The 23756-nt window shown below is 67.7% G+C and carries 18 protein-coding genes; 5 read left to right on the top strand and 13 right to left on the bottom strand.

The window, feature by feature from the left end; genetic code table 11:
• Nucleotides 1-37: 37 nt before the first annotated feature.
• The gene (locus tag ACWDSI_RS01075; protein ID WP_449755398.1) at nucleotides 38-1651 is read right to left on the bottom strand and encodes a carboxyl transferase domain-containing protein; all 1614 of its coding nucleotides are present in this window, start codon (nucleotides 1649-1651) and stop codon (nucleotides 38-40) included.
• A gap of 214 nt (nucleotides 1652-1865) precedes the next feature.
• Between ACWDSI_RS01075 and ACWDSI_RS01070 the strand changes: the two genes are divergently transcribed.
• Entirely contained in the window at nucleotides 1866-5462 is a 3597-nt protein-coding gene (locus ACWDSI_RS01070) for an indolepyruvate ferredoxin oxidoreductase family protein (protein ID WP_449755397.1), read from the top strand.
• An 89-nt stretch (nucleotides 5463-5551) separates the two neighbouring features.
• Here the strand turns inward: ACWDSI_RS01070 and ACWDSI_RS01065 are convergent, their stop codons facing one another.
• The 8 genes from ACWDSI_RS01065 to sucC all read right to left on the bottom strand — a co-directional run bounded on the left by ACWDSI_RS01065 (nucleotide 5552) and on the right by sucC (nucleotide 12434).
• Nucleotides 5552-6199, bottom strand: a complete 648-nt coding sequence (locus tag ACWDSI_RS01065; RefSeq protein ID WP_449755396.1) for a TetR/AcrR family transcriptional regulator — start codon at nucleotides 6197-6199, stop codon at nucleotides 5552-5554.
• A gap of 66 nt (nucleotides 6200-6265) precedes the next feature.
• Nucleotides 6266-6886, bottom strand: a complete 621-nt coding sequence (locus ACWDSI_RS01060) for a nitroreductase family protein (RefSeq protein WP_449755395.1) — start codon at nucleotides 6884-6886, stop codon at nucleotides 6266-6268.
• A 1-nt stretch (nucleotide 6887) separates the two neighbouring features.
• Nucleotides 6888-7325, bottom strand: a complete 438-nt coding sequence (locus tag ACWDSI_RS01055) for an NUDIX domain-containing protein (protein WP_449755394.1) — start codon at nucleotides 7323-7325, stop codon at nucleotides 6888-6890.
• Nucleotides 7322-8758, bottom strand: a complete 1437-nt coding sequence (locus ACWDSI_RS01050; protein WP_449755393.1) for a carboxyl transferase domain-containing protein — start codon at nucleotides 8756-8758, stop codon at nucleotides 7322-7324. Before ACWDSI_RS01050 ends, ACWDSI_RS01055 begins: the two co-directional genes overlap by 4 nt.
• A gap of 3 nt (nucleotides 8759-8761) precedes the next feature.
• On the bottom strand, nucleotides 8762-9247 hold the full coding sequence (locus ACWDSI_RS01045; RefSeq protein ID WP_449745923.1) for an RDD family protein: 486 nt from the start codon (nucleotides 9245-9247) through the stop codon (nucleotides 8762-8764).
• A gap of 4 nt (nucleotides 9248-9251) precedes the next feature.
• A complete protein-coding gene (locus ACWDSI_RS01040; RefSeq protein ID WP_449745620.1) occupies nucleotides 9252-10127 on the bottom strand; it encodes a hypothetical protein in 876 nt (291 codons plus the stop codon).
• A 227-nt stretch (nucleotides 10128-10354) separates the two neighbouring features.
• Entirely contained in the window at nucleotides 10355-11257 is a 903-nt protein-coding gene (gene sucD, locus ACWDSI_RS01035) for a succinate--CoA ligase subunit alpha (RefSeq protein ID WP_449745621.1), read from the bottom strand.
• A gap of 13 nt (nucleotides 11258-11270) precedes the next feature.
• Nucleotides 11271-12434 carry an ADP-forming succinate--CoA ligase subunit beta gene (gene sucC, locus ACWDSI_RS01030; protein ID WP_449745622.1) on the bottom strand — a complete coding sequence of 388 codons (1164 nt, stop codon included), beginning with the start codon at nucleotides 12432-12434 and terminating at the stop codon, nucleotides 11271-11273.
• Nucleotides 12435-12910: 476 nt separating this feature from the next.
• Here sucC and ACWDSI_RS01025 point away from each other — a divergent pair, with 476 nt between their 5' ends.
• Entirely contained in the window at nucleotides 12911-14077 is a 1167-nt protein-coding gene (locus tag ACWDSI_RS01025) for a M23 family metallopeptidase (protein WP_449745623.1), read from the top strand.
• 313 nt (nucleotides 14078-14390) lie between these two features.
• Here ACWDSI_RS01025 and ACWDSI_RS01020 read toward each other — a convergent pair whose 3' ends face one another.
• Complete coding sequence (locus ACWDSI_RS01020; protein ID WP_449755392.1) at nucleotides 14391-16874, bottom strand: UvrD-helicase domain-containing protein; 2484 nt, start codon at nucleotides 16872-16874, stop codon at nucleotides 14391-14393.
• Nucleotides 16875-17196: 322 nt separating this feature from the next.
• Between ACWDSI_RS01020 and ACWDSI_RS01015 the strand changes: the two genes are divergently transcribed.
• A complete protein-coding gene (locus ACWDSI_RS01015) occupies nucleotides 17197-18762 on the top strand; it encodes a hypothetical protein (RefSeq protein WP_449745625.1) in 1566 nt (521 codons plus the stop codon).
• On the opposite strand, the gene ACWDSI_RS01010 is transcribed toward ACWDSI_RS01015, so the two are convergent.
• Complete coding sequence (locus ACWDSI_RS01010) at nucleotides 18759-18920, bottom strand: hypothetical protein (protein WP_449755391.1); 162 nt, start codon at nucleotides 18918-18920, stop codon at nucleotides 18759-18761. The two genes, ACWDSI_RS01015 and ACWDSI_RS01010, sit on opposite strands and share 4 nt — an antisense overlap.
• Nucleotides 18921-18926: 6 nt before the next feature.
• Nucleotides 18927-20969, bottom strand: a complete 2043-nt coding sequence (locus tag ACWDSI_RS01005; protein WP_449755390.1) for a hypothetical protein — start codon at nucleotides 20967-20969, stop codon at nucleotides 18927-18929.
• 47 nt (nucleotides 20970-21016) lie between these two features.
• Between ACWDSI_RS01005 and ACWDSI_RS01000 the strand changes: the two genes are divergently transcribed.
• Nucleotides 21017-21409, top strand: coding sequence for a chorismate mutase (locus ACWDSI_RS01000; protein ID WP_449755389.1), 393 nt, complete (start codon nucleotides 21017-21019; stop codon nucleotides 21407-21409).
• Between the two features lie 113 nt (nucleotides 21410-21522).
• Entirely contained in the window at nucleotides 21523-23199 is a 1677-nt protein-coding gene (gene pgi / locus ACWDSI_RS00995; RefSeq protein WP_449755388.1) for a glucose-6-phosphate isomerase, read from the top strand.
• 14 nt (nucleotides 23200-23213) lie between these two features.
• On the opposite strand, the gene ACWDSI_RS00990 is transcribed toward pgi, so the two are convergent.
• The gene (locus tag ACWDSI_RS00990) at nucleotides 23214-23747 is read right to left on the bottom strand and encodes a hypothetical protein (protein WP_449755387.1); all 534 of its coding nucleotides are present in this window, start codon (nucleotides 23745-23747) and stop codon (nucleotides 23214-23216) included.
• Nucleotides 23748-23756 lie beyond the last annotated feature (9 nt).

Raw genomic sequence — 23756 nt, 5'->3', positions numbered from 1 at the left:
CGATACATCCGGGACGGTGTCGGTCACGATGGGTTCCTCACATCCGGAAGACGCCGTAGCGCACGTCGGCGAGTGGGGCGTATCGGCAGGTCTCGAGCGCCAGGCTCAGCACGGTGCGGGTGTCGGCGGGGTCGATGACGCCGTCGTCCCACAATCGCGCCGTCGAGTAGTAGGCGTCGGACTGGCGTTCGAACTGGGCACGGATCGGTTCCTTGAACGCTTCCTCGTCGGCGTCGGGCCAGTGCTCGCCGCGACGCTCGATCTGGTTGCGGCGCACCGTTGCCAGGGTGTCGGCGGCCTGCGGGCCACCCATCACCGAGATGCGGGCGTTGGGCCACGTCCACAGGAATCGGGGCGAGTAGGCGCGTCCGCACATCGAGTAGTTGCCTGCGCCGAAGGAACCGCCGATCATCACGGTGAACTTCGGCACGCGGGCGCAGGCGACGGCGTTGACCATCTTGGCGCCGTTCTTGGCGATGCCGCCTTCCTCGTAGGCGCGGCCCACCATGAAGCCCGTGATGTTCTGCAGGAACACCAACGGGATTCGGCGCTGGTCGCACAGCTCGATGAAATGTGCTCCCTTGAGGGCGGATTCGCTGAAGAGCACACCATTGTTGGCCACGATGCCCACGGGGTGTCCGCCGATGTGGGCGAACGCGGTGACCAGCGTGGTGCCGTAATTCTGTTTGAACTCACGGTAATCGCCGCCGTCGGCGAGGATGCCGATCACCTCGCGCACGTCATAGGGCGTCCTCGGGTCGGTGGGCACCACGTCGTAGAGATCGGTCTGTGGACGCGCCGCGGGACGCGGAGCGGCCACCTCCCACTGCGCCGGCTCCCGCGGGCCCAGCGTCGCGACGATGTCGCGGACGGCGGCAAGGGCCTGCTCGTCGTTGTCCACCAGGTGATCGGTGACCCCGGAGACCGACGAGTGCATGGCCCCGCCACCGAGATCCTCTGCGGTCACGTCCTCGCCGGTGGCCGCCTTCACCAGCGGCGGTCCCGCCAGGAAGATGGTGCCCTGGTTGCGTACGATCACCGTCTCGTCGCTCATCGCGGGCACGTAGGCGCCGCCCGCAGTCGAAGAGCCGAGGACCGCGGCGATCTGCGGAATACCTGCGGCGCTCATCGTCGCCTGGTTGAAGAAGATGCGGCCGAAGTGGTCGCGGTCGGGGAACACCTCGTCCTGCGCCAGCAGCATCGCGCCACCCGAGTCGACGAGATAGATGCACGGCAGCCGGTTGGCCGCGGCGATCTCCTGCGCGCGCAGGTGCTTCTTCACCGTCATCGGGTAGTAGGTGCCGCCCGACACGGTGGCGTCGTTGGCCACGATCATGCATTCGCGCCCGGCGATCCGGCCGACGCCGGCGATCACGCCGGCCGCGGGCACCTTGTCGTCGTACATGCCGAGTGCGGCCAGCGCGGCGACCTCCAGAAACGGTGATCCGACGTCGAGCAGCGTGTCCACCCGATCGCGCGGCAGCAGTTTGCCGCGGGCGAGATGGCGGTTGCGCGCACGCTCGCCGCCGCCGACCGCGACACGTGCGAGCCGCTCGCGCAGGGCCGCGACATTGGCCTCGTGCGTCTCGCGGAAGCCGGCCGGTGTCGCCGCCGGCGGTGCAGTCGCCGCTGCCGGTGAAGTGGTGGACACCGCGCCCCTTTCAGTTAGCAATCATTAACTGAACGCGACACTAACCCATCGCCGACGCCGTGTCACGCCTTCGATTCATTCTCGCCCATGAGTGACGGCGATCACTATCTTTCGTAGTGTGTGAAGTGGGTCCACCACCCTTGGACCCGCCACACATGCGCGTCGGCACCACCCCTCGCCGACGCGGAACAGCAGAAGAAGGCCAGGTGAACCCATGACCCTCGCAGACGATCGAGCCGACCACCGCCCGCGCCGGCCCGGCACGACCCACCTCCCGACCAGCGACTTCACCCTCGCCGACCGCTACACACGGGAAACGGGCACGGTCCCACTCCCAGGTATCGCGGCGCTCGTGCGCATGATCGCCGACCGCACGCGCATCGATCGCCGCCGGAATCTGCGCACCGCGTCGTTCGTGTCGGGTTACGAGGGCTCACCGCTGGCCGGCTTCGATCTCGAACTCGCGCGACGCCACCACATCCTCGAACCCTTCGACGTGGTGCACCGGCCCGGACTCAACGAGGAGATCGCCGCGACGTCCGTGATGGGCACACAGCTGGCGCCCACGGTGAGCGAGTTGGCCGCCGAGCCGAGCGGCGCGCCGCGCGACGGCATCGTCGGCTACTGGTACGGCAAGGCACCCGGACTCGACCGGGCCTCCGACGCCCTGCGCCACGCCAACCTCATCGGCACACACCCCGACGGTGGTGCCGTGGCCCTGGTGGGCGACGATCCCGGCGCGAAGAGTTCCACCGTGCCGTGCACCTCGGAGATGGCGCTGGCCGACCTGTACATTCCGACCCTCTACCCGGCCGACTCGCAGGACATCCTCGAGCTGGGTGTGCACGCGGCCATGATGAGCCGGGTCAGCGGACTGTGGACGTCGCTGAAGATCTCGGCGCACGTGGCCGACGGTTCGTCGACCGCCGACCTCGGCCGGGTTCACCCCGTCCACGGCGACCTCGGCCGCAGTCCACACTTGCCGAGCGGCCGGCTTCTCGGTGCCGATCTGATGGAACTCGAACAGAATCAGCTCACCATCCGGATGCCGCGGGCGCTGGCCTATGCCCGCCTCAACGGCATCAATCGCATCACCGTGTCGAGCTCCGACGACCGGATCGGCATCGTGGCTGCCGGAAAGACCTACCTCGACATGCGTAATGCGCTGCACCTCATGGGAATCGACGATGCCGAGCTACATCGTCTCGGTATCCGCATCCTCAAGCTCGGGATGGTGTACCCGCTCGACCGCGAGATGGTGGAGCGCTTCATCACCGACACCGCGTCAGGGGAGATCGACGAGGTGATCGTGATCGAGGAGAAGCGCGACTTCATCGAAACCATGATGCGCGACATGCTCTATCGGCATCCGCGCGCGCCGCGGATCGTCGGCAAGGTCCACGAGGACGGGTCGACGTTGTTCTCTCGTTTCGGTGAACTCGACGTCGACGCGGTGACGCTCGGTCTTGCCACGCGCCTCGCCCGGCACCATCACGTCGAGGCAGCGCAGGCCTGGCTCGACCGTCGCGCCGCCCGCCACACACCCACCCGCATCGATCTCCCCTTGGCGGTACGCACCCCGTACTTCTGCTCGGGGTGCCCGCACAACAGTTCCACCAAGGTCGCCCCCGACACTCTCGTCGGCGGCGGTATCGGTTGTCACGCAATGGTGTTGCTGATGGACCCGCACCAGGTGGGTGATATCGCCGGGGTCACCCAGATGGGCGGTGAGGGCGCCCAGTGGCTGGGTATGGCACCGTTCGTCCCCGCGCGCCACTTCGTACAGAACATCGGTGACGGCACCTTCACACATTCGGGTTCGCTCGCACTGCGAGCGGCAGTGGCCTCGGGCGAGAACATCACCTACAAGCTGCTCTACAACGGCACCGTGGCGATGACCGGTGGCCAGGACGCGGTGGGCGAATTCGGCCTGACACGTCTCACCGAACTGCTGCTGGCCGAGGGGGTCGCACGCATCGTGGTGACCTCCGACGATCCCGACCGCACCCGTACCCACACGCTGGCCCGGGGTGTCACGGTGCGCCACCGCGACGACATGCTGGACGTCCAAACCGAACTCGCGCAGATCCCCGGCGTGACCGTTCTCATCCACGATCAGCACTGCGCAGCCGAAAAACGCCGCAAGCGCAAGCGGGGACAGATGCCGACGCCGACGCAGCGGGTGATGATCAACGAACGGATCTGCGAGGGATGCGGCGACTGCGGCGAGAAGTCGAACTGTCTGTCGGTGCATCCGGTGGCCACCGAGTTCGGCCGCAAGACCCGCATCGACCAGAGTTCGTGCAACCTCGACTTCTCCTGTCTCGCCGGTGATTGCCCGTCGTTCGTCACCGTCACCCCGGGTGCGGTGCCGCAGGCACGGCGGTCCGTCGACCTGCCGGCCGAGGCTCTGCCGGACCCGCACGGTACCGAGACCTTCACGCGGAACACTGATTTCACGATGCGGATCACCGGAATCGGTGGCACCGGGGTGGTCACGGTGTCACAGGTGCTGGCCACCGCCGCCTTCCTCGACGGCCACGCCGCACGGACCGTCGACATGACCGGGCTCGCCCAGAAGGGCGGGGCGGTGGTCAGCGACCTCAAGGTGACCGCGGCACCCACCGAACAGGCGGCCAAGGCTGCCTCCGACAGCTGCGATCTCTATCTGGCGTGCGACTCGATCGTCGGCACCGACCCGATGCACCTCAAGGTCGCCGCCGCCGATCGCACCACGGCGATCGTGTCGACCACGCAGATCCCGACCGGAGCGATGGTCATCGACACCGCGGCGGGATTTCCGGCCGACTCCCGCATCCACGAACGGATCGACACTCAGGTGGCACGGGCGGCCTACCTCGACGCGGGCGCGCTGAGCACCGAATTGTTCGGCGACGAGCAATTCGCCAACATGCTCATGGTCGGTGCGGCGTATCAGACCGGTGCGCTACCGATCTCGGCCGCGTCGATCGAGAAGGCCGTGGAACTCAACGGTGTGGCCGTGGCGGCGAACATCGCCGCCTTTCGTCGGGGTCGGCAGGCGATCGCCGATCCCGGTGCGCTCGCGGACACGGTGTCGGGAAGCGCGGCGGTATCGGGAAGCGCGGAGGTGTCGGGAAGCGAGGCGCTGACCGCCCCTTCGATCAGTGCGCATGCGGTTCGAGCGGTGGCGGCGCGGGGCGTCGACGACGCCATCGCAGGGCCGGTGGCACTGCGCTACGACGAACTCGTCGCCCACTCCGACGAGGACTATGCCCGCAGCTTCCTGGACGTGGTGGCCGACGTACAGCAGACCACGCGCTCGATCGAGCTCACCGAAGCCGTGGCGCGCAACCTGTACAAGCTGATGGCCTACAAGGACGAGTACGAGGTGGCCCGCCTGACCGCCGACCCGGCGTTCGCCGCGCAGATCGCCTCGGCCTACGGTGATGATGCGCGGGTGGCGGTGCGCCTGCATCCGCCGCTGCTGCGGGCGATGGGTCGCACCAGCAAGATGGCGTTCGGCGCGAAGACCGCGCCACTGCTGTCGGGGCTGGCCCGGATGAAGCGGCTGCGGGGAACGCGGCTGGACCCGTTCGGCCACACCGAGATCCGACGCACGGAGCGCGAACTGATCGTCGAGTACCGGGGTCTGATCGATTCGGCGCTGGCCGCATGGTCGGCGGACCGGATCGGGCCCGCTCAGTTGCCCGCACTGGTCGGCCTCGCCGCGCTACCGGACATGGTCCGCGGCTACGAGCAGATCAAGATGGGCAATGTGGCGCGCTACCGGGAGGAACTGGTGCGGCGGCGGGTGGAGTTGGGCATCTGATCTCGCTGCTACAAATGCGGTGTCAGCGACCCGCGACAACAATAGTCGGCTCGACAGGTCGCTGGCGCCGCTCCCGTAGCAGCCTTCAGTCACCCATCCTGCGGGGTCCGGCACTGCAGCGCCGCGGTGGCCATCGCGGTCAACAGGGTGCGTAACCGCACCTCGTCGATGTCGGGCAGCCTGGGCGAGGAGTTCAGCAGACCGAACGTGGCGTGGACGCGGACCCTCGCCTCCGCACGGGTCAGGCCCGTCCACCCCGTCTCCGCCGCCCACTGCAGCAACACGTCCACCCACTGTTCGACATAGCGGCGCTGCAGCGACCGCACCTCGTGATTGGCCGCGGGCGTCAACGAGTGCAGGTCGCGGTCCTGCACCACGATGAGATCGGGTTTGGTGACCAGCATGTCGATGTGGAAGTGGATGAGCGCCTCGAGTGTCTGGGCGGGCGGCAGCCCCCGGCCCACCACCTCGTCGCCGCCGTCGCGCAGCCGCACGCTGATGTCGATGAGCATCTGGTCGAGCAGATCGGTCTTCGACGCGAAATGCCGGTACATCGCGGGACCACTGACGCCGACGGCCCCGCCGATGTCCTCGAGTCGCACCCCGGCGAACCCACGGTCGGCCATCTGCCTGGCCGCTGCGGCCAGCATTTCGACCCGGCGCGCGGCCTTGGCTTCTCCGCGGCGGGTACGGGGTGTGGTCGACACGGCGTCGACCGGTTGATCGCGGCTGGTCATGGTGACCACGAATCTACCGTCGCCGACACGCGTTCCCGGCAGAACGGGCCAGGCGCCGGGGCGCGGTCACCACCCGTCGATGTGCAGCACCTCGTCGAGCGGCCGTCGGCCTGCCGGTTTGAAGTCGGTGCCCTTCGTGTAGGCGACCGGCAGCAACACACCCTGATGCACGGTCGGCGGGATACCGAGCAACTCGGCCACCTCGCGCTCGTAGGTGAGGTGCAAGGTGGTCCACGCCGACCCCAACCCGCGGGCGCGTAGCGCCAGGGCCAGACTCCACGCGCCGGGCAGCAGCGATCCCCACACCCCGGCCTGGTTACCCTCCGGCAGCTCACCTCCGGTGTAGATGGCCCCGATCACCAGCACGGGCACCCGGCCCATCACCTCGGCCAGATACGTCGAACTCGACGCGACGCGACGCGCGGTGTCGGTGGTGGCGTCACGCTGCGCGGCGTAGGCGGCGAACGAGCGCGCGTAATACGCCGCCACCTTTTCCTTGATCTCGGGATCGGTGAGCACGATCCAGTGCCACGTCTGGCTGTTGCCGCCGGTCGGCGCCTGCAACGCCACCTCGAGGGCCTCCTTGACCACCTCGATCGGGACCGGACGGTCCAGGTCGAGACGTTTGCGCACCGACCTCGTCGTGGTGAGCAGTTGGTCGGGGTCGAGCGGTAGCAGTTCGGTCATGTCATTCCTCGTGTCGAATGCGGTGACGCGGACCCACATCACCCGCCAGGAGACCTGCGGCCGCCAGGTGTTCTATCAGGCCGTCGGTGAGCGGAAGTGCCCGCATCGTCTCGACGTCGAACCAGCCGGCGTCGGCGGCGTCGTCTCCCGCCGCGAGCCTACCGCCCACCGCATACCCGACGAAGTCGTGCACCTCGAACACACCGCCCCGCCCGTCCGGGATGTCGACCACCCACACCTGCGCGCCGACCTCGATCTCGATGCCGGTCTCCTCCAAGACCTCACGGATCACCGCATCGTGCAACGACTCTCCCGCCTCCACCTTGCCGCCGGGCACCGACCATCGCCCGGCCTGCGGCTCGCGTGCGCGCCGCACCAGCAGCAGACGTCTCGCCTCGTCGTGCACCACCGCGCCCACCCCGAGGATGCGACGGGTCACGTCTGCCCGCTCTCCAGCGACGACCTGATGCGACGGTCCCGGCTCGGCACCAAACCGTCGAGGGCGCCGGCGATCGCGCGGCGCATCGGTCCCGGTCCGGACCCGTCGGCCCACGCCGCGAGCCCGTCAACCTGCCCGTCGGCGAGCAGATCGACGGCGCGAATCCGTTGGCGGCCAACCAGTTCTGCGGCATGGTCGGTGTCGCGGTGGACTATTACGCTGGCACCTTCGGGCGGCAGCGGCGACAGCCACGCATCGGGTGCGGCGATCCGCACGTCGGCCGGGAACAAGGCCAGCGCAGCCCCGCCCGCGCCCTCGCCGAGAAGGACGGAGACCGACGGCGTGGGCACGTCGATCAGATCGGCGAGGCAGCGCGCGATCTCGCGGGCCAGACCCGCCTCCTCCGCGGTCGCCGACAGTTCGGCGCCGGGAGTGTCGATCACCGTCACGACGGGGCGCTGCAACTCCCGCGCCAGTGTCAGACCGCGTCGAGCCACCCGCAGATCGGCGGGTCCGATGAGCTGACCGTGGCGCTGTGTGTACCGGTCCTGACCGATCACCACCACCGGATGTCCGCCGATCCTGCTGAGCGCCAACCAGATCGGGCCTTGGCGGCCGATCACCACCGACGCCTGCGCGGTGAGCAGTTCCCGCAGGCCGGGACGGGCGGGATCGCGGGCGGCAAGTACCATTTCCCATGCAGACAGCGATGTGTGGGCCACCGGATCGTCGACGACGAGTGACACCGCGTCGTCCGGCGGTGCCATCAGCAACTCGACCACCCGTCCGGTGAGCGCGGCCAGACCCGACAGCGGTACCACGGCATCGAAGAGTCCGCGGGCCACCAGATTTTCCGCCCGCTGCACCCCTTCGGGAAAAGGATTGCCGGACAACCCTTCATAGACCCGGGGACCCAGGAAGCCGATCAGGGCACCGGGTTCGGCCCAGGTGATGTGGCCCATCGAACCCCACGATGCGAACACCCCGCCCGTGGTCGGATGCCGCAGGTACACCAGAAACGGCAGCCCCGCGTCGCGATGCGATTTGACCGCGCCGGTGATCCCGACCATCTGCAGGAACGCCAAGGTGCCCTCCTGCATCCGCGTACCCCCCGAGGCGGGCAATGCCAGCACTGCGAGGCGTTGCTCGGTGGCGCGACGGATCGCCCGCACCACTCGCTCGCCGGCCACGCGGCCGATCGAGCCACCGAGGAACCCGAACTCGCTGACCACCAACGCCACTCGCACGCCGCCCACCACACCGCTGCCGGTGATCACCGACTCGTCGACGCCGGTCGCCGCTTCGGCGCGCCGCAGGTCGGCGGCGTAGTCGTCGGAGACCGGACCCTGATCGGCGGGCACGTCCCACGACTGCCAACTCGCGGCGTCGATGACTGCCTCGAGCACCTGCGCAGCAGAAGGTCGGGTGGCCACGTGTCACCGTGAGTAGACGACGCGGGTGAACAGGAAGATGTCGGCCACCGATCGGCGTTTGCGGTCGACGACGACCCACAGGAGCCCGATCGCGAAGAACGTACAAATCAGCGCCCGGACCAGTGCCACCGACGGCCTAAGCCGATTGCCCTTGCGGGTCACCACCCGCAACCCCATCACCACACAGCCCAGGCTGCGACCGGACACCGCCCAGCACGACGCGAGGTAGGCCACCGACACCGCCATGAACACCGTAAACGTGAACAGACCGCTGACATCCGGCGCCGAGAAATGGTGCACGTTGTAGAGCAGTCGCGCCAGCAGCAGACTGACGTAGATGCCGCCCAGGATCGCCAGCACCGCCATGAGGTCCAGCAGCGCCGCGGCGCCCCGACTGACGATGCCCGCGGTCTTCTCCCGGTCGCGTACCGCATGCGCATCGACGATCACGCGCTGAGTCCGACGCCGCGGACGTGCAGGTCGGTCGATCGGCTCAGTCACGGCCGGGGTCCTCGTCGATCTCGGTCACCAGGGTCACGTCGGTGACGATCGGCCCAACCGGCCCGGTGGAGTCAGGTTCGGCGGAGTCAGGTTCGGCGGAGTCAGGTTCGGTGGGTGGGGTTCCGTCGCGCCCACGGCGCGCCCGTCTGCGCAGTATCCGCCCCACCAGGTCCGCGACGGCGTCGTCGGCGCGTTCGCTGCTGGAACGCACATCGGTCATCACGTCGGCGGTGACCGAGGTGCTGGCCTCACGGATGATGCCGGGCAGGTCGACGCCGTCGATCACCACGTCGGCGAGGCCGATCAGGTCGACCCGGTTGATCACCGCGTCGACGTCGACTCGCTCGATCGCACCGTCGAGATCCACCCGCGCCACCACCGCGTCGAGATCCACCTTGTCGAGAACGCGATCGACGTCGATGCGGTCGATGATGGCGTCGAGGTCGACCCGCGCGACTGCGGCGTCGAGATCCACGCGCGCGATGATCGCATCCAGGTCGACACTCGCGACGATCGCGTCGAGATCCAGGCGTGCCACGATGGCGTCGAGGTCGACGGTCGCGACGATCGCGTCGATGTCCACGTTGTCGACGACGAGTGCGGTGAGATCCACTTCGCTGGTGAAGGCATCGACCACCTCACGCACCAGGGCGCCGAGCCCCGACTGCGTGCCCGCGACGGCCATCGCGCCCGCTGTGCCGACCACGTCGTGCGCGGTCCGGCGCGCTGCGTGCACGGCACTCCCGGCGACCGGGATGTGCTCGGCGGTGTCGGCCAGCGCCGATGCCGCCCGCAACGGCAGACCCAGTAGCGAGCGACGGGTCGATTCCCGGCGCTCGATCGACCCCGGGTCGGCGTCCTCGCTCACCACCTGAGTATCTCACGCACCACCGGCCTCACGGTGGCCGAACAGTGCGGTCACGCGAACGAGGCACAACACACGGGCGGCACGACATACAGGCGGCACGACATACAGGCGGCACGACATACAGGCGGCACGACATACGAACGGGGTGTCGCCGACGATCGTCGGCGACACCCCGTTCGGTGTTCGCGTGCTTCCCCGGGCCCGCGGGAGCGGTCACCCGGGAATCATCACAGGTTCTCGTAGAGCTCCCGGGCCAGTGCGGCGGTCTCACTCGGCGTTTTGCCGACCTTCACACCGGCGGCCTCGAGCGCTTCCTTCTTGGCCTGCGCGGTGCCGGAGCTACCGGACACGATCGCACCCGCGTGGCCCATCGTCTTGCCCTCCGGGGCGGTGAAGCCCGCGACGTAGCCGACAACCGGCTTGGAGACGTTGGCCTTCACGTAGTCGGCGGCACGTTCCTCGGCGTCGCCGCCGATCTCACCGATCATCACGATGACCTTGGTCTCGGGGTCCTTCTCGAACGCCTCGATGGCGTCGATGTGGGTGGTGCCGATCACCGGGTCGCCGCCGATGCCGATGGCGGTGGAAAAGCCCAGGTCGCGCAGCTCGTACATCATCTGATAGGTCAGCGTGCCCGACTTGGAGACCAGGCCGATCGGACCCTTTCCGGTGATGTTCGCCGGGGTGATGCCCACCAGCGACTCCTCCGGGGTGATGATGCCGGGACAGTTCGGCCCGATGATGCGGGTCTTGTTGCCCTTATCCACGTTGTAGGCCCATGCGTAGGCGGTGTCCTGCACCGGGATGCCCTCGGTGATGACCACGAGCAGCGGGATCTCCGCGTCGATGGCCTCGATGATGGCGTCCTTGGCGAACTTCGGCGGCACGAAGGCGATCGAGACGTCGGCCCCGGTCTCCTTGATGGCCTCGGCGACGGTGCCGAACACCGGCAGCTCGACGTCGGACCCGTCCTTGGCCGTGTGGCTGACCGTGGTGCCTGCCTTGCGTGCGTTGACGCCGCCGACCACGTTGGTGCCCGCCTTGAGCATCAGCGCGGTGTGCTTGGTGCCCTCGCCGCCGGTGATGCCCTGGACGATGACTTTGCTGTCTTTGTTGAGAAAGATCGACATTGGTTGCGGCCCCTTACTTGCTCGCCAGCTCGGCGGCCTTGTCGGCGCCCGAGTCCATCGTTTCGGCGAGCGTCACCAGCGGGTGATTCGCGTCGGCCAGGATCTTGCGGCCTTCTTCGACCTTGTTGCCGTCCAGACGCACGACGAGCGGCTTGTTCGCCTCGTCGCCCAGCTTGTTCAGCGCGCCGACGATGCCGTTGGCAACGGCGTCGCACGAGGTGATGCCGCCGAACACATTCACGAATACGCTCTTGACCTGCTCGTCGCCCAGGATGACGTCGAGGCCGGCGGCCATCACCTCTGCCGAGGCGCCACCACCGATGTCGAGGAAGTTGGCCGGCTTCACGCCGCCGTGATCCTCACCGGCGTAGGCCACCACGTCGAGGGTCGACATGACCAGGCCCGCACCGTTGCCGATGATGCCGACCTGCCCGTCGAGCTTGACGTAGTTGAGGTCGTTCTCCTTGGCCTTGAGCTCGAGCGGATCGGTGGCGTCGCGATCCTCGAACTCCTCGTGGTCGGGGTGCCGGAAGTCGGCGTTCTCGTCGAGGGTCACCTTGCCGTCGAGGGCCAGGATCTGGTCGTCGGGCGTGCGGACCAGCGGGTTGACCTCCACCAGGGTGGCGTCCTCGCCGACGAAGACCTCCCACAGCTTGGCGATGGTCACCGCGGCGGCGTCGAGAACCTCCGCGGGCAGGTGGCCCTGCTCGGCGATCGAGCGCGCGGTGGCCACGTCGACGCCCTTGACGGCGTCCACGGGCACCTTGGCGAGGCGTTCGGGCTTGGTGGCCGCCACCTCTTCGATCTCCACGCCGCCCTCGACCGAGCACATCGCGAGGTAGGTGCGGTTGGCGCGGTCGAGCAGGAAGGAGATGTAATACTCCTCCGCGATGTCACTCGCCTCCGCGACGAGCAGTTTCTTGACGATGTGGCCCTTGATGTCGAGGCCGAGAATGTTGTCCGCGTGGGACTGCGCGTCGTCAGGGGTCGCGGCGAACTTCACGCCGCCTGCCTTGCCACGTCCGCCGGTCTTGACCTGTGCCTTGATCATCACCGGCTTGCCGATTTCCTCGGCGATAGCCCGCGCATCGGCGGCAGTGTCGGTCACCCGCCCGGGTGTGGTGGGAACCCCATGCTTGGCGAACAGTTCCTTCGCCTGGTATTCGAAGAGATCCATTCAGCTCACCATTTCGTCGGTTCGCCCGCTCGTGTTGGGTGTAACGCGGGCCATATCGGACTCTAAACCCGCCGGGTAACGGCTCAGAGAGGACCTCTGTACCTTGTGCGACAGATCACTCACTCAGTCGTGATGCGCAACTACTCGGAGCCGCGGCCGGCAAGGCCTCACCGATGGCCCACGACGGCCCCCAATCGGATCGGCAGCCGTGGTCGGATACACTGCTGCGTCGACGTCGGAGACGAGTCGGGCACGCGAAATCGCGTGCAACGGGCGGTATTTGACATCGCCAACGGAGTGTTCAGCACAGCGTGAACGCGGGCGGGATTTGTGACACAGTTCACAAATGCCGGGGAAATTCCGGCCGTCCGTTGGACTTGCCGCAATCGTTTCGTTACCGTCAGTCGAGCAGTCGGATCACAAAAGGGTCACAGATCGTTGCGGCCCCGGAGCGATCACGAAGTCACGAGATTGAGGTGGGCGAGTTGGCGGGACGTGGAAATGTCGGCGGGCAGGTGCTGACCGCACGCGAAGCCGTCCGACGCCACAACGCCTCAGTTGGCGAATTCGACGACACCGAGATGACGACGATCATCCCCATCGACGAACTCGAGTCCTACGATCCCGCCTCCGAGGGTGCCGCCGCCGTCGAGAACTCGTGGTCGCCGGCCACGTGGGAACCGTATTACCGGCCCACCCGCTCGGAGATCACCCAGGACATCCTCATCCCCGAGGGCGAGTTCGAGGCCTACGGCCTGCACGCCGACGATGCCGATCCGTTCGACGCGAACGGTGCGCGGCTGGATTCGTTCACCGACGAGGCGGGCCTGGGGACCACCCACAGCGGCGAGCTGGCTCTCGGCGACATCGCGGATACCTCTTTCCGCCGCATCCCCGATCCCGAGCGAGTCCGCACCCGCGGCAAGCATCGCATCGCGGCACCGCCGAACGCCTTGCGCGGTGGACGCGCGGCACTGGTGGCCATGGCGGCCGGAGCCGCGGTCGCGGCTGTCGCCCACGTGAGCAACACCGACGACGCACCCACGGTCGCCACGCCGGCCAACGCTGCCAACGTCGACCCCGCCGCGGGCGCCGTTCCCGATCTCGGACCGGGTATCGCCGCCTCCGACCCCACGTCGCAGGATCTGAGCACGTTCACCGACCAACTCGCGGTCGGCAAGCAGATGGCCGCCGCGGAGGCCCAGCGCGAGGCGCTGGCCAGCCGTCCCATGTTCGTCTCACCGCTCCCGCTGGGCAGCTACCAGTTCACGTCGGGATTCGCGATGCGCTGGGGCAGCTTCCACGGTGGCATCGACTTCGCCGCACCGCTGGGCACCCCCATCCACGCCGCCACCGACGGTGTGGTGATCGAGGCCGGCCCCGCGTCGGGGTATGGCAACTGGGTGCAGATCCGCGCGAACGACGGCACCGTCACGATGTACGGCCACATGGCGTCGTCGGGTGTACTGGTCCAGAAGGGCCAGCACGTGACCGCGGGCGACGTCATCGCCCTGGTCGGCAGCGAAGGCTTCTCCACCGGCCCGCACTGCCACTTCGAGGTGTGGAAGAACGGCACCATGAAGATCGACCCGGCGCCCTGGCTCGCCGAGCACGGCGTCCGCCTCTCCGCCTACACCGGATAGGGCTTCCCCGCGGGCCGTCGAGCGTGCCCACTTCCGAGTCGAGCGTGCCCACATCACTGTTGACCGTGCCCACATCTCCGTCGACCGTGCCCAAACCAGGGTCGGCCGTGCCCACATCCGAGTCGACCGTGCCCACATCCGAGTCGAGCGTGCCCAAACCAGAGTCGACCGTGCCCACATCCGAGTCGAGCGTGCCCACTTGCGAGTCGAGCGTGCCCACATCTCCGTCGACCGTGGCCCATCTGCTCCTAGTTGGGCACGCTCGACGAAATTGTGGGCACGCTCAACCGGATTGTGGGCACGCTCGACGGGATCAGAGTTTCTCGCCGGGAAGGCCGCCGAGGGTCATGAAGGTCATCCGGCCGACGCCGCCACCGAAATCGAACGTGATGCGTTCGGTGGGACCGCTGCCCTCGCGGGCCACGGCTTTACCGAGACCGTACTTGGGGTGATTCATCCGGTCGCCGATGTCGTAGTGCACCTGCTTGTTGCGGCCACGCATCGGGTCCGACGAGTACGACGATCGGCCCAACCGTCCCGTCGACCCGTCGCCACGTCCGAACACCCCGCCACTGGAGCCGAGGTGGCGAGCGCTCGTCCGCTTGGGCTCGGTGCGCCGCCAATCCAGCAGGTGTTGCGGAATCTCTTGCAGGAAGCGCGATTCCGGGTTCGAAACCGGCTGGCCCCACGACGCGCGGGTCAGCGAGCGGGTGAGGTACAGCCGCTGTTTGGCGCGTGTGATCCCGACGTAGGCCAGCCGTCGTTCCTCGCTGAGTTCGGCCGGATCACCCAGCGCCCGCAGGTGCGGGAAATGTCCGTCCTCCCAACCGGTTACGAACACGACAGGGAATTCGAGACCCTTGGCGGTGTGCAGGGTCATCAGCGTGACCACCCCGTCGCCCTCGTCGGGCACCTGGTCGGCGTCGGCAACCAGCGACACCTTCTCCAGGAACGCCGCCAGTGACCCGGGCTCCGGTTCCCCGTCGCTACCGCCGAGCGCCTCGTCGATCTCCTCGAGATCGTCGGCCGACTCGGCTGCCGCTGCCTCGGCACTGAATTCTGCTGCGACGGCGATCAATTCGTTGAGGTTGTCGAGTCGCGCACCGTCCTGCGGATCGTTGGAGGCCTCGAGTTCGGCGCGGTAGCCGCTGCGGTCGACGATGGCGGCGACGAGCTCACCGAGGTCGGCGCCCTCCTCGGTGGCGTCGACCACGGCAACGTCCGCGTCACCCGATCCGGCAGCGCCGAAAGTTGTCAGGAAGTCGCGGCGCAGTCCCTCGATCAGGTCGACGAAGCCGCCGATCTGCTTGACCGCACGGGTGTTGAGCAACGCGACCTTGCCCTCGGCGCCGTCGAGCAATGCCTGATAGAAACTCACGCCGGTGTTCTCGGCGTGCACCGCCACGCACGCCTCGGCGCGGTCGCCGATGCCCCGGCGCGGTGTGTTGAGGATGCGACGCAGACTCACCGCGTCGTCGGGGTTGGCGACCACTCGCAGGTAGGCCACCACATCGCGGACCTCCTTGCGCTCGTAGAACCGCGTTCCGCCGACCACCTTGTAGGGGATTCCGTGCCGCACGAACACTTCTTCGAGCGCACGCGAGCCGGTGTTGGTGCGATAGAACACGGCGATGTCGGAGTACTTGAAGGTCTCCGAGGACCCGCCGATCGTGTAGTCGGTGAGCCGCTCGATCTCGGTGGCGATGAACATCGACTCGTCGCGGTCGGAATCGGCGACGTATCCGACGATCAGCTCACCATCGCCCGAATCGGTCCACAGCCTCTTGTCGCGACGGTTGGGATTGCGCGCGATCACCGCGTTCGCCGCCGACAAGATCGTCTGGGTGGACCGATAATTCTGTTCCAGCAGAATGGTTTCCGCGTTCGGGAAGTCGCGTTCGAACTCCTCGATGTTGCGGATCGTGGCACCGCGGAACGCATAGATCGACTGGTCGGCGTCGCCGACCACGCACAATTCCGACGGTGCCACCGCCGACTCGTGCGCATCGCCGCTGCCCACCACCAGCTCACGCACCAGGACGTACTGCGCGTGGTTGGTGTCCTGATACTCGTCGACCAGGACGTGCCGGAACCTGCGGCGGTAGTACTCGGCGACCTCCGGATGACGCTGAAGCAATGCCACCGTCTCGCCGATCAGATCGTCGAAGTCGAAGGCGTTCGCCCCACGTAGCCGCCGCTGGTACTCGTCGTAGATCAGCGCGATGTTGCGTTCGGCGGGCTCGGCCTCCGCGGTGGCCGCCAATGCGGCTTCGGGATCGACGAGTTCGTTCTTGTAGTTGGAGATCACCACGCCGACACCGCGCGGACTGAACTTCTTGGGGTCGAGGTCGAGATCGCGCACGATCATCCCCAGCAGCCGCCGCGAGTCGTCGGCGTCGTAGATCGAAAAGTTGGAGTTCCGGTGTTCCAACAACGCCGACTGCGCGCGCAGGATGCGCACACAGGTGGAGTGGAAGGTGGAGATCCACATGTAGGCGGCGCGCGGACCCACCAGGCCGATCACCCGTTCCCGCATCTCGGCGGCGGCCTTGTTGGTGAAGGTGATCGCGAGCACCTGACCGGGCGTGACGTCGCGCTCGGCCAGCAGGTAGGCGATTCGCCGGGTGAGCACCGCGGTCTTTCCCGACCCGGCGCCGGCGACGATCAGCAGCGGCGGGCCGGTGTGCAGGACCGCAGCGCGCTGTTGCGGATTGAGGCCTTCGAGCAGGGCCGCGGAACGATCGTCACCGGACGGTGCTCGACCGCCGGGTGAGGAGTCACGGGTGGTACTGGTCATCGAGGAACAAGGCTACCCGCCGACCCCGACATCCCCCGCCGACGTCCCGCCCCGCACACCGCCGAGAGCCGCCGACACAACCGGGGGTATTCGGCGCGGCCCGTCATTCGGTGACCACACAGTCGGTATGCCCATGTCCGATTCCGTGCTATTCCTGATTCACCACTGCAGGCACGGTGGCAACCGACGCGGCCGAGAACCCGGGCCGATAGGATGTGCGCGCCGGGGTTTCGTCACGTTCGCGCAGGGCTGTGTACTTCAGCCGCCTGTGCCGCGCAGTCCCGGGGTGTCCACGGAACGCGAAGAGCGAGGAAACCGAACGATGAAGCAGTCCTCGAACACGATCCCTGCGGTGATCCTGGGGGTCGGCGGCCTCGCAGTGATCGTCGCATTGGTGCTGGCATTCATCCCGTTCGGAACCGACGGTTCGGCCCAGCCGACCGCGGCCTTCCGCGCACAGCACAGCCTCGACGACGTCGCGTTCAAGTTCGGCACCAGCGCCGGCGCCCGCTACACGGGCAAGCTCACCTACGCCTACGAGAAGGGCGCGACGCCCTCGACAGTGGATTTCACCAACCTGACGGTGACCTCGTCGAACAACGCCGAAGGTGCGATCACCGTCAACGGCAACCAGGCGCAGTACCGCCAGATCGGCAACAACCAGTTCGTCAGTGGCCCGGAGAGTTTCTGGACCGCGCTCCTCAGCGACACCCAGAAGGAAAACCTCGATCTCGCCCCCACCGACAACAAGTGGTCCAGCGCGCGGTTCACCACGCTCCCCTACATCGGCGGAATCCTCTCGCCCAGCCTGCTTGCCGGGCGCTTCGCCAACACCGAACTCGTCGATCCGCCCACCCTCGGTGCCGAACTGCCCGCTCCGTCCAAGGGGCTGCCCGATGCCCGGTTCTGGCCCACCTCCGACCCGCCGATCACGTCCCTGGGCGAGGGCAAGGTGCGTTCGGGCAAGTGGGAGGTCTCCTACGACGCGGGCTCGAAGGGCATCACCCACGTCAAGGGCGAGTATTCCGAGGGCAGCACCGCCGTGTACACCGTCGACGCCGACGTGACCGCACTCAACAGCGACGCCGTCCAGAAGGTGTTCGCCAATGCGCGATCGATCGTCCCCGAGATCACCTCGGCACCGGCGCCCGGCCTGACCATGCGCAACCCGCTCGTCTCGTCGAAGCAGACCGGACCCTGTGACCCTTCGGGCTGCGGCTACGACATCACGCTCGGCGCCAACCCGGATTCCGATGACTCGCTCGGAGGTCACGTGAACTACGCGCTGACCGTCAACTTCGCCGTCAACAACAGTCCGCCGGGCCAGGTCGGCGGCTCGTGCAACCCGGTGGTGCGGGTCGACTTCGGCAAGACCAGCCAAACCCGCTGCGTGGCAACAAATCTGCCCAGTGGAGGCGGATCGATCCGGTCCAACCCCACGATCACCAAGTACCTCGCGTTCCTCGACAACGACGCGGAGTTCCTCAACAACCTGATCGACGACAACGAGAACTCCAGCAAGCAATCGGTCACCATGGTGCGCACCGGATTGAAGAAGCCCGGCGCCGCGGCGTACGCGAACTCGATCACCGGGCTCCCGAGTAGCTACGCCGTCAAGGAGGGCGACTACCTGTTCGACGGACTCGCACCGAACGACACCCTGCTGGTGACCTTCGCGAGCGGCTACTCCGATCACATCACCAACGGTGTCTTCGACCCGAATTGGGAGGGCACCAAGACGATCACCACCCAACTCGACGAGCAGGTGAAGGCCGCAGGCAAACGCGACATCTCCTACTGGGCGGCCGACAAGGACACCGAGGCCGCGCTGCAGACGCTGGTGGCCTCCACCGGCCACAGCGACAAGGTCACCGTGTATCGGCGCTAGTAAACCCGGGCACGCTCGACGGGATTGTGGGCACGCTCGACCGAGATCTGGGCACGCTCGACCGAGATCTGGGCACGCTCGACGGGATTGTGGGCACGCTCGACGGGGTTCCGGGCACGCTCGACGGGATTGTGGGCACGCTCGACGGGACCCGGCATCGGTTCCTAGCGCCCGAGGAGTCGGGCGTCGACCACTTCGCCGACGCGTCCGTCGCCGGTGTGCACGGCGAGACCCGGTGTGAGGGGCCGAATCCGGAGGTCGGTGCCATGACCCTCGAGCTGTACGTAGATCACGTGCAGACCCTGCGTCAGCGATACCGTCACCGGGTCCCCACCGGCCAGCGACATCTCGACCCGGCCGTCGGCGGTGGCGCAGTAGCCCATCGCGATCGTCCACCGCCACTGGATCAGCGGTCCGTTGAACTCGAGGCGGGCCGGGCCGTCGATCTCCGGCCGGGCACAGGTGCCCGAGCCCGCCGGGAAGGTCCGTGCCGGTGTCACCGCGCCCGGCACGGCACGGCCCGAGTTGTCGAGCACGATCAGCTGATCGGTGCTGTCGCCGAATCGTGGGCGGTCGCGCACGCGACCGAAGGTGTGGCTGATCTGGTTCTGCGGGTAGGCCACCGGGAGCAACACCTCCAACGGCAGCGACTGGTCGAACATCGTGCGTGACGCGTTGTCGGCGAGAGCGCGGCGGGCGTTGGCCAGATACGGCCCGGTGGGATCGTCGCGCCATGACGACGAGTACCCGGCCACCGAGACCAGCGACGACGCCAGCACCAACGCGCCCACCACCACCGACACCATGCTCAGGGGCCCCGGCCCGGGATTCGGCTGTCCCGGCGCGGGTGCAGCGACATGTCGGCCGCCGACCGTCGCTTCTGGATCCGGCCGCGTCCGACGGGCCGGGGCGGCGGCCAGCAAGGCGATCGCGATGGTCATCACCAGCGCCGAATCGGGCAGATACCGCATCGTCTGGGCGAGTTCGAGAGCGGTGTTGGCGCTCGACCGGTTCCACATCACCGGGATCTGCGCGCCCACCACATACAGGGCGGTACCCACCAGCACCGCCGGTGCGCCCGCCCGGCGCATCACCGCCCACACCACCACCGCTGCCAGCATCAGCCAGCCGGCGATCACCATCCACAATGGCGCGAATCCCATGGGCGGACTGGGCACCCACCGTTCCCACTCCCACGGGCCGCCGACCAGCGACGGCACCAGAGCCTTGTTGATCGACCGCCACACCAACTGGGCGGTCTGCGTGGCCGAGTGTGTGCCGGCGGTCGCGTCGGACACCGCGAAGAAGAGCACCCCCCAGGCCACGAACACCGCACCCAACGCCGTCCACAACGCCCGCCCCCGCGTGAACACCGAGATCGCCGGGCTGTTCGGCACCCGCGCCGCGTCGGGCCCGAGCAGGTCATCAGGCTCGGGCAGGTCATCGGGCTCGGGCAGGTCATCAGGCTCGGGCAGGTCATCGGCCGCGGGCGCCGCATCGGGCTCGCTTCGGGCGTAGCGCGCGGCCAGCACGGCCACGACGAAGGCGACGGGCACGATGAACAAGGACTTCTCGAAGAACGCCAGCGCGACGACGAACACCACCGTCGACCGCACGACCACCATCCGTCGGCGCTCCGGCGGCACCCGCCCGCTGCACAGCAGCACCGCGTCGGCCACGATCCATGCCATCGCCGCCTGCATCGGCAACGAGTTGAGGCCCGCCGACCACCAGATGAAGGCGGGCACGGTCATCGGAGTGAAGAGATAGAACACCAACGCGGCCAGCGCCCCGAGATCGCGGGCGGTGCGGTGTGAACTGTCGGACCCCACGGTGTCGGCGATCACCCGGATCATCCGCCACACGGCCAGCGACGCGAGCGCCTGCAGAATCACCAAGGTGACGGCGGGCAGCACCCAGTTGACCGGTGCGATCACGGTCGACACACCCGCCAGCAGGAACGCCGCGGGCATGAAGTGGCCGTCGTGGCTGTGCCCGAGGTACTCCCACGACAGGATCGGCTCGGTGGAGGCGCGGCCGATCAGGATCAGGTCGTCCCAGTAGAAGTTGCCGGTGGCCACCAGCCACGCGCGAACCACCAGCTGCGCCACGATGAGCACCGTCGGGATGAGCACCACCAGCGGGGCGGAGGTCACGGTGCGTAACGCGCCGCCGTAGGTCGACGTCGTCGTCGGGCTGCTGGGCATGGCATCTAGTAGAACCGTCGCCACAGGTGCGTGGCAAAATCACCCCGGTGAGCGATGGCACCACGAGCGACGGCACCCCCAGCGACGGACCCGAGGCCGGGTCCCCTTCGGGCGACGGGCAACAGGGCACCCCGGCGTCGTTCGCCGACACCATCGATCTGGACTACTACCAGCTCGGCGCTGATGTCAGTGGCCTCTCCGACGAGATCGACGTGCTGCGCGCGGAGATCGATCGGCTCGACGCGATCATCCTGGCCGCGGTGAAGCGTCGGTCGGCGGTGTCGAAGAAGGTCGGTGCCGCGCGCATGGCATCGGGCGGCCCCCGACTCGTGCACAGCCGCGAGGTCAAGGTCCTCGAACGCTTCGCCGACCTCGGGCAGGAGGGTCACACCTTGGCCATGCTGCTGCTGCGGCTGGGGCGCGGCCCGCTCGGACGCTGAGTTCGCCGGCACGTCATCCTCACGTCACCGGGGCGTCGAACACGAGCCGATGCACGCCGACGGCGAGAGCGCACTGCGGCGCGCCGCGTCCCACAAGGACATAGGGTGAAGCAATGAGCACCGACGTCACCGGCAGCGACCACGACATCACGGCGACCCAGTCCTGGCAGGCACTCGCGGCTCATCAGCCGCACGTCTACGCAATGCATCTCCGCGAGGTTTTCGCCGTCGATCCCGACCGCGGCGACGAACTGACCGTCGACGTCGGCGACCTGCACATCGACTACTCCAAACACCGGGTGCTGCGCGAGACGCTGGAACTGTTGTTCAGCCTCGCCCGCGAGGTGGGCCTCGAAGAGCGCCGCGACGAGATGTTCGCCGGCGTCCACATCAACACCTCCGAGGATCGCGCGGTGCTGCACACCGCGCTGCGCCTGCCCGCCGACGCGACACTCGTCGTCGACGGACAGGACGTGGTGGCCGACGTACACGAGGTACTCGACGCGATGGGCACCTTCACCGACAAGCTGCGCAGCGGAGAATGGAAGGGCCACACCGGCAAAGCGATCACCGATGTCGTCAACATCGGTATCGGCGGCTCCGACCTGGGGCCGGTGATGGTGTATCAGGCGTTGCGTCACTATGTCGACGCCGACATCCGCTGCCACTTCGTCTCCAACGTCGATCCCGCCGACATGGTGGGCACGCTGGCCGACCTCGACGCCGAGACCACCCTGTTCATCATCGCCTCGAAGACGTTCACCACGCTGGAGACGCTGACCAACGCGGCCGCGGCCCGCCGGTGGCTCCTCGACGAGCTGGACGCATCGACCGACGCGGTGGCCAAACACTTCGTCGCGGTCAGCACCAACGCCGAGAAGGTGTCGGAGTTCGGTATCGACACCGTCAACATGTTCGGGTTCTGGGATTGGGTGGGCGGACGCTACTCGGTGGACTCGGCGATCGGACTGTCGGTGATGGCCGCAATCGGGAAGGAACGATTCGGCGAGTTCCTCGACGGCTTCCACATCGTCGACGAACACTTCCGCACCCAGCCGCTCGAACGCAACGCACCGGTCATCCTCGGCCTCATCGGATTGTGGTACTCCAACTTCTGGGACGCGCAATCACGGGTGGTGCTGCCGTACTCGAACGACATGGCCCGGTTCGCGGCGTACCTGCAGCAACTGACGATGGAATCCAACGGCAAGTCGGTCACCGCGCACGGCCAGCACGTCACCACCGACACCGGCGAGATCTTCTGGGGCGAGCCCGGTACCAACGGTCAGCACGCGTTTTATCAACTGCTGCACCAGGGTACGAGGATGGTGCCCGCGGATTTCATCGGGTTCGCCAATCCCACCGACGATCTGCCCACCGCCGACGGCACCGGCTCGATGCACGACCTGTTGATGAGCAACTTCTTCGCGCAGACCAAGGTGCTCGCCTTCGGCAAGACGGCCGACGAGATCGCGGCCGAGGGCGTGGCCCCGGAGATCGTGGCGCACAAGGTGATGCCCGGCAATCGGCCGTCCACCTCGATCATGGCGCCCGAGCTCACCCCGTCGGTGATCGGACAGCTGATCGCCCTCTACGAACACCAGGTGTTCGTCGAGGGCACCGTGTGGGGCATCAACCCCTTCGACCAGTGGGGCGTGGAGTTGGGGAAAACCCAGGCAAAGGAACTACTCGGAGTGATCACCGAGGCGCAAGTGCCTGCCGCACAAGGTGATTCATCCACCGACGCGCTCGTGGCCTGGTATCGCGCACAACGCGGGCGCACCGTCTGATCCGGCGGTTGGCGCTACTGCCACCGGGTGTCGTCGAAGACCTCCGCCGGGATCTCGTCACCGGGCTGCACGCCGAGCGCCTCGAGTCTGCCCATCAGGGCGGCCGACGTGGCCACGTAGGTGATGAGATCCTCCGGCTCGGTGGACCTCTCGGCGGGATCCCCGCCGAGGAACTCTACCAGGGCGGGCGGGACGCAGTCGCCCATGTCGACCGAGGTCACCCCGACGGCGCTGCGCCACGCGTCGAAGCTGTGCGCGTCCACCGCGTCGCCGATGTCGCCGTCGCGCACCGCGGTGAGTACGTCGTCGAGGGCGGCGAGTGGACCCGAGGCGCCGCTGGACGGATCGAATCCGACCACGGTGTCGGCGTCGATGCCGTCGTCGTCGGCGAGGGTGAAGTAGACGATGCCGCGCCAGTCGGCGGCCACCGCGTCGATATCGTCGCGCCCGAAGATCTCCGACAGCAGTTCGCTGACGTGCGCGGCGCGTCGTTCCCCGAATACCTGGAACGCGCCGTACCCGACCACCTGTCCCTGCCTGGACGCCACATCGGATAC

Source organism: Gordonia sp. NPDC003429, assembly GCF_053588575.1.
Note: the sequence above shows the minus strand (reverse complement) of the source record. Positions and strands in the feature narration are given on the sequence as shown.